The 7,615-nt window shown below is 50.3% G+C and carries 4 protein-coding genes and 1 pseudogene; 1 reads left to right on the forward strand and 4 read right to left on the reverse strand.

Features of this window, described 5'->3' with window-relative positions; translation table 11 throughout:
* Positions 1-429: 429 nt before the first annotated feature.
* The 4 genes from G604_RS0112375 to G604_RS0112390 all read right to left on the reverse strand — a co-directional run bounded on the left by G604_RS0112375 (position 430) and on the right by G604_RS0112390 (position 7,242).
* A complete protein-coding gene (locus G604_RS0112375) occupies positions 430-1,335 on the reverse strand; it encodes a helix-turn-helix domain-containing protein (RefSeq protein ID WP_028910826.1) in 906 nt (301 codons plus the stop codon).
* Positions 1,336-1,451: 116 nt separating this feature from the next.
* On the reverse strand, positions 1,452-3,701 hold the full coding sequence (locus G604_RS14480; RefSeq protein ID WP_231376165.1) for an outer membrane beta-barrel family protein: 2,250 nt from the start codon (positions 3,699-3,701) through the stop codon (positions 1,452-1,454).
* 158 nt (positions 3,702-3,859) lie between these two features.
* Positions 3,860-5,491: an RluA family pseudouridine synthase gene (locus G604_RS14485; protein ID WP_081657771.1), complete on the reverse strand. Its 1,632-nt coding sequence runs from the start codon at positions 5,489-5,491 to the stop codon at positions 3,860-3,862.
* Positions 5,492-5,694: 203 nt separating this feature from the next.
* The gene (locus G604_RS0112390) at positions 5,695-7,242 is read right to left on the reverse strand and encodes a YifB family Mg chelatase-like AAA ATPase (RefSeq protein ID WP_028910827.1); all 1,548 of its coding nucleotides are present in this window, start codon (positions 7,240-7,242) and stop codon (positions 5,695-5,697) included.
* A 151-nt stretch (positions 7,243-7,393) separates the two neighbouring features.
* Between G604_RS0112390 and G604_RS0112395 the strand changes: the two are divergent.
* Positions 7,394-7,615 (forward strand): annotated as a pseudogene (locus G604_RS0112395) (DDE transposase); the annotation flags it as partial.

Genomic DNA, 7,615 nt, shown 5'->3' on the forward strand with positions numbered 1-7,615 from the left:
CATGCTCAGTGCCGTCATGATAAAAGATCAGAAATGCGCCGTCAGAATCAGCTTTGTTCCGCATCACCGGCACCGAGCGGAAATTGAACGCTTCCTTCGCAAGATAGCAGCGTAAACGAAATTTTCACTGAACACATATCCGTTACCCTTCTCCAAGAGAAGGGCTATAACTCGTGGGCTTACATCGCCAAAAACAGCATTTCTGATGGACTTTTGGCAGAAATACCACCAAATGACACAAGCGATGATAGAATAAATCATTCTAGCCCCATTCAAAATAAATGTTCTTTGCCATTTTGGGACAAAAGTGTCTATTTATGATGGGGGTATGAATTATATAGGCTAAATACATTTTCTGATTATTTTTTTGTTTGATAATGGATTCTGCGGAACATGATAAATCAAGTCCCTACGATATCCCTTCTTGGTTTATTTCTGGCGATATTCCTTCGGCGTCATACCTGTCATTTTCTTGAAGAAGCGGGTGAAATGCTGGGGATACTGGAAGCCGAGCTCATCGGCAATTTGTCCGATGCCCTTGTTGTCATCCATGAGGCGCTCTTTGCTCAGTGAGAGGACGTGCTGTTGGATGAAGACTTGGGCATTCATGCCCGTCTCCTTGCGGATAAGATCTCCGAAATAACCCGGCGACAGACAGGCTTTGTCGGCAAACCAAGCTACGGAAGGGAGGCCCTTACGGACTGCGATGCCTTCGGCGAAATAGCTCTTGATATTCCGCTCGAAAGTACTGAGGATATCGGAGTTGACTTTATGGCGGGTAATGAACTGCCGGTCGTAGAAGCGCTGACAGTAGTCGAGGATCAGTTTGATACGGTCGGTGAGGATCGTCTGAGAGTGCTGGTCAACGGGCAATTCCAGTTCGGCATGGATGGACTTTAAAGTATCAATGATCATAGCCCTTTCGCGCTCGGAGAGATGGAGGCTCTCGGCAGAGTCGTAATCGAAGAAATGATAATTGCCAATGGCCTTGCCCAGTGGAGTGCCGTAGATGAGGTCGGGATGGAAGAGCAGGCCCAGCGTGTGACGGGGATGAGCGATCTGCTCTTCAGTCATATCAACTTGTACGACTTGTCCGGGGGCGAAACTCACGATAGTACCATCCTGATAGTCGTATTCTTTCCGCCCATAGTGAAGCGTACACTGTTTGCCGTCCTTAAGCCACAGGGCATAGAGGCCATAGCGCCATTTGACATGGTTCACCCACTGCTTGGCTTCCGCCATGTCTACCACTGTGGCCAGCGGATGGAGGGTGGGGAAGCCGTAGAGCTTGTTGTATTGGTCGACGGTGTCGACACTGATGAGTTGTGCAGCCATAGTTTCCGTTTTCGTTCTTTTTCGCTTGCAAAGTTACGTGTTTTTCGGGAGATATCAGCTACCTGAATTGCGGAAAGAATGACCATTAATTTCCACGGGGTATGATTCTCATATTCCTATAATCTGTCATTGCTGATGCCGAAATGCTTGGACTTCATGTTCAAGTCCTTTCCGAAGCGATAGGTCAACGTCAGTTTGAAAACACGGTAAGGCTTATAGTCATAGACGTACTTCGTGGCGGAGGACCGGACAATGGACTTGGAATGAGAGGCCAGCAGGTTCTGTCCTGCTATGCCAATAGACAGCTTCTTGTGGAAAAGCATATATTTCAGTCCGATATCCATGCGGTATGTCGCGGGACTCTCCCCCGTTACGTCTTTTTGTTTCGATTCGTATTGTCCCCATATATTGGCTGAGAAATTCTTCTGATGGTCGAAAAACACATTGACATTCGTATAGGCGTAAACAGCCGTATTGGTCACTCGGGGTAAGTCGTATCCCTGCGTCGGTCTGGAAACTAACGTATAGAGGGAGAGATCCGTAGACCAGTCGAACCAGGAGACCTTGTCGAAATAATAAGACGCGTCAAGACTGTACATCCGGTTCTTCATCATGTTGTCAACGGTATTTGTGGTCAGTTTGCTTGCAGCGTCAACATACGTGTAGGCAGAGATGACCCGCTTCCTGAAGAGCATGCTTCCCGATATCGTGAAGTCGTCCCACGTATATCCTAATTCAGAGGAATAGGACTTCTCCGGGAGTAGCTCCGGATTACCCGTCGTTATCGTGTGGGCGTCGGTATAGGTGGTGAAAGGATTAATATCGGCATAGACAGGACGGTTTATCCTACTCGTTACGCTGAGATAGAGCGACTTGCTGTCATTCCAACTATACTCCAGAAAAGCCGTGGGGAATAAGTCGAACTGATGTTTCACCGTTCGCTGTTGCAGTTTGACGGAGTTGCCGTCCAGTCTTCCGTATTCACCTCGCAATCCCAGTTTGAAGTCCCAATGGTCGGATAGTTTCCACCTCATATCCGCGTAAGCGGCCAGGATATCTTCACGATAGATGAAGTCATCGTTGAGATCCTCGTGACTGCTGATATACTCGTAATTGGTTGTACTCCTTGTTTTTGAACGGGAATAGGCGGCGCCATAAGACAACTTCACTTTTCCCAAATTATTCTCCAAGTCTGCCTTCGCCTGAAAGATCCGGATGAGCGTGCGAGGGCGGTTTAGATAATTCAGGCCCTCATCATGGGTGGTCTGTAAGTTGACCTCGTCATCAATATGATAGTTGACATAATCGATATTGAAATCCATCATTCCGTTCTTGACAAATTGATTATCCGTATAATGGATGTTGGCGTTATAACGGTTGTAATTGCTGTCGTAGTTGGTGAGCGTCTCAAAGTCTCTTGTTATTTCCTGTGAGGATGACCTTACCTGGGTATCCGCTGTCCGATCGGCATCAGGCCGCATGTTGTTGAAGGCGAAAATAGCACCGAGGGTGGAGTGGCTCGTCAGGGCATAGTCGATGCCGGAAGTCGCCATGATATAGTCATTCGATTTGATTCTGCGCTCCGTAGTACTCCACGTCTCCGCAGGATAGTCAATCGTTCTCAGACCGTCGTATTGCATCTTGCCCATACCGCCACCAACCGTGACGTATGCCTCCACTTTGTTGTATTTATACTGCAGACTAATACTCGGATCGTCATAAGTATGCTCTTTTACCGACAACACGTTTGAAACAAAACCGCCGATAAAGTTGTTCTTCAACTTCTTCGTTACAAAATTGATGACGCCGGCATCACCTTCGGCAGTGTATTTCGCTGGTGGCGTCGTCATAATCTCAATCTTCTGTAAGCTGCCCGACGGCAGTGATTTCAGATACGTGATAAGGCCTTTCGTGTCCATCTTCAACTCGCGCCCGTTCATCAGAAACACCAGTTTTCCTTTATTGAGCATGCTGATGTCGTCATCTTGCACGATGACTCCTGGCGCACGTTTCAGCACGTCCATGACCGTGTTTGCCGTACTGTTGAGTCTCTCAGCGTTCAGCACCATTCTGTCGACTTCCCGATGAATGACGGGCATTTTGGATCTTACGGTTACTTCACCTAACTCAAAAGCATCACTGTCCAATACAGCTTCTATATACGTATCCTTTCTTCCTTGTTCCTTCCGTGAATAATCTTTATATCCCAGGCAGGAGATAGTGAGCGCAAAAGAGTCAACGGGAGAGATCTGCATCATGAAATGACCTTTGGGATCACTGATGCAACTGCTGAGTATCTTTCCGTCAGCGTTCCTTTCTTCCACCGTGCCATATCCACAGCCTCCCCTTGCCTGTTCGTCACCCATCCGGAGATCTTCACGCTCTGCGCAAAAGAGGAAAGTACAAATGTAAAAGATAAAAATAAGAAAACAAGTACTCTAAGCATAATAAAATCTGTTATCTCTCTGTTTTTGTTTGCAAAGATACATCTATTTTTACAGATACCGCATATTTCCGTTCTCTTTTATTGAAACCAAATCGTTTGTGGCTCCACATGCCAATGCAAACTATCGGAGATCCAGAGCGTGGCGGCATGGAGCATGAGGCGGTTACCACGGGACATATCCATGCCACGGTGACCATAGAGGCGGTCACCGACGATAGGATCGTTGAGGCCCTCTTCACTGGCGCAGTGGACCCTCAGCTGATGGGTACGGCCCGTGAGCGGATGGAGCTCCACAAGGGTCTCTCCCGTCTGCTCGTTGACGCGCAGCACACGGAATGTGGTCACAGCCGGTTTGCCGTACTGATGGTCAACGGTCTGGCGGGGCCTGTCGTCGAGATCGGGCATTAACGGCAGACTGATTTGTCCCTCGTGGATGGCAGGCTCATGCTCGAGTACGGCGAGGTAAGTTTTGCGGACTTGACGGGAGAGGAAGCGCTGTTGTAATTCGTGATAAGCGGCTTCGTTCTTGGCGACGATCATCAGTCCACTCGTGTCCTCATCCAACCGATGCACGATCATCGGTCCCGTAGCCTCGGGGTAACGCTCGCGAAGGATGGAGAGGACAGAAGAACGGTTGCCCCTTCCCGGTACACTCAGCATCCCGGCTGGCTTGTTGACAACGATCCAATCATCACTCTCGTCAATGATCTCCAGCTGTTCCGTCATTTGTGGATTCTGATGCCAGGAAACGGCAATTCCTTCCAACATCCACGAGAGTATCGGCTTGCATTTCCCTTGACAAGCCGGGTAAAACTGCAGATGATGGCGGATCTCTCCTTTCGGACTCCGTCCCCACCAGAACATGGCGATCTTCAAAGGTTCATAGTGGTGTAGGAAGGCATACTGCAGCAACTTCGGTTCCGCACATTCTCCACTGCCCGATGGTGGGATGACAGAACGATACTGGGAGAAGATCTCCAGGAGGTTTTTCTGTTCTCCACGACCGTTGAGGAAGACAAACTGGGTGAAAAGCCAGTGCTGCAACTGCTCACTGTCGTGTTGACGGCGGAGTAACAGAAGGGTGATCTTTCCTTGCTTATCGTCAACGAGTTTCTGCGCGGTATCGATCTTCTCTTTCCAAGCCTTCTTCTTCCGCCGGTATTCGGCTTTCTGAAACTGGCTCTCACCAATCAGTCTCTGTCGTTCCTCCACGGAGAGAGAGGTATGGCGCAGCTCCTCCCGCCGCTTCTTTGCCTCCGTCATCATCTGATGATAGGATCCCAGATCTGTAGAGGCTGCTTCTTTGATCTCTTCCACGTCTTGTTTGACTTGCAGAAAGGCCAGATCATTCTGTAGCTTGGCAATTTCCCAGTTGATGGCAGAGATGGCCGCCTCGTGGGTCTTGAAATAGCCGCCCTCCTGGAGATAATCGAAGACGGGAGGCACAAAGAAATGCTCATCGCTCTCTTCTATTTGTCCACCATAGGCAGCCAGAAATCCAATCTTTCCTTGCGCGTTTCTGACCATCAATACCCCGAACATTTTCCCTTCATGCTCCTCAGCCCAATGGAGGCGTTCACGGATATATTGTCGGACGACTGCTGCGGCCTGAAGGCTCATTTCGTCTGGGGTATAGCAGAAAGGATCGTTGAGTGCTTCGTCGCTCCCTTCGTTCGTATTCAATGGATGAAAGAAAGAATCCTTAATCATGGATGTATGGATGCGTTTATGATGTTGTTGTCGTATATACGAATATCCCCACCATAGGGGCACCCCTTGTGGGCGCCCTAACCGGGAATCATGTAGGGACATAATTTATTATGTTCCGCCCGAAAATTCATTCGTGGCGGTTAGGACGGCCACAAGGGCCGCCCCTACGGTGGAAGGTTAGCGGAACATGAAAAATCATGTCCCTACAACCCTCTCTCCGCCCAGTCGGCACGGTCAAGCTGACGGTAATTGATGGCCTCGAAGAGATGTTCGGTGCGGACAGTAGGACTGGCGGCGAGATCGGCAATGGTGCGGGCGACCTTCAGGATACGTGTGTAGGCACGGGCACTGAGGCTCATCCGTTCCATTGCTTCCTTGAGGAGGGCGAGTCCCTCGGCATCGGGCTCAGCATACTGATGAACGAGGCGCTCCGTCATCTGCGCGTTACAGTGCACGCCGCGGACTCCCTTGAATCGTTCCGTCTGTATCTGACGGGCCGCAATGACCCGCTTCCGGATCTCACTGCTCGGTTCTCCGGGTTGGGCCTTACTGATCTCGTTGAAGGGAACGGGCGTGATGGAGCACTGGATATCGATGCGGTCCATGAGCGGGCCGGAGATCTTATTCATATAGTGCTGGATCTGTCCCGGCGTACAGACACAGTGGTGCGTCGGATCACCGTAGTAGCCACAAGGACAGGGGTTCATACTGGCCACGAACATAAATGAGCAAGGATAGGTGATTGTATATTTCGCCCTGCTGATGGTGATCTGTCGGTCCTCCAATGGCTGGCGCAGTACTTCCAGCGTATGCTTGTTGAACTCCGGCAACTCATCACAGAAGAGGACACCGTTGTGGGCCAGACTGATTTCTCCGGGCATTGGAGAGGCACCGCCACCGACGAGAGCCACCTCGGAGATCGTGTGATGGGGTGCACGGAATGGCCGTTGCGTGATGAGAGATACATCCTTCCCAAGTTTACCTGCAATGGAGTGAATCTGTGTGGTCTCAAGACTCTCGGCAAGGGACAGTGGAGGAAGAATCGACGGCAGACGTTTAGCCATCATTGACTTTCCACTGCCCGGCGGACCGATCATGATGAGATTGTGACCGCCGGCAGCAGCGACCTCCAGCGCACGTTTCACGCTCTCCTGCCCGCGCACGTCGGCATAGTCAAGGTCACTCTTCGCCTGATGCTCGTAAAACTCCTTGCGGGTATCGATGACCGTCGGCTCGAAAGTCTGCTGGTCGTTGAGAAACTGGATGACATCGTTGAGGGTCTCCATACCGTAAACCTCGAGGGTATCGACGACGGCTGCCTCACGGACATTCTGTTTCGGCACGATGAGGCCCTTGAAATGTTCGGCACGGGCCTTGATGGCGATAGGTAGTGCTCCTTTGATGGGCTGCAGACTACCGTCGAGACTCAATTCTCCGACCATCATGTATTTCGACAGATGGGCGTCGGTGATCTCCGTGGCAGCGGCGAGGAGGCCGATGGCCAGCGGCAGGTCGAAACTGCTGCCTTCCTTCCTGAGATCCGCCGGTGCCATATTGATGGTGATGTCACCGATGGGAAAGCGCTTGCCACATTGTTGAAGGGCAGAAGCGATACGGTCACGACTCTCTTTCACGGCAGCATCACCAAGACCGGACATGCGGAAGAGAACACCCTGTCGCATGCTCACCTCAATCGTGATGGTCGTCACTTCCAATCCGTTGACAGCAGCACAGTAGGTTTTTACAAGCATAGGCTTTTGGTTTATTTATCGCAAAGTTAGCTATTTTTTCCTGCATTTCGGCCCAAGGGGGATTGTCCGTGGCAGGCGGATGCCGCTGCCTAACCAAAGAACTTGATATGATAGCGTGCTAAAACTATTTTTTTTGCTTACCTTTGCGGTCATGGAACAAGAAAAGATAGACTTCTACAAAGGTTTAGCGATATATATCCTCCCCGAGGGCGTGACTAACTACTTTGACGTGGTGGACTTCAACGAGCAGCCAGCCAAAGATCACGGGAAGCTTTACAAGACCGAGCTTCACATATATCTTGATGAGAAGGACAATCGTCCAGAGGGCTTTGATGGCGTCAAGTCAAACGGCTTCGGTGAAGAGAGGATGATA

The organism is Prevotella sp. AGR2160, assembly GCF_000424185.1.
Taxonomy (GTDB): domain Bacteria; phylum Bacteroidota; class Bacteroidia; order Bacteroidales; family Bacteroidaceae; genus Prevotella.

Bases quoted from the DNA above. Each gene is read 5' to 3' on its own strand.
- G604_RS0112375 (WP_028910826.1), bottom strand. From the start codon at position 1,335: ATGGCTGCACAACTCATCAGTGTCGACACCGTCGACCAATACAACAAG.
- G604_RS14480 (WP_231376165.1), bottom strand. From the start codon at position 3,701: ATGGGTGACGAACAGGCAAGGGGAGGCTGTGGATATGGCACGGTGGAA.
- G604_RS14485 (WP_081657771.1), bottom strand. From the start codon at position 5,491: ATGATTAAGGATTCTTTCTTTCATCCATTGAATACGAACGAAGGGAGC.
- G604_RS0112390 (WP_028910827.1), bottom strand. From the start codon at position 7,242: ATGCTTGTAAAAACCTACTGTGCTGCTGTCAACGGATTGGAAGTGACG.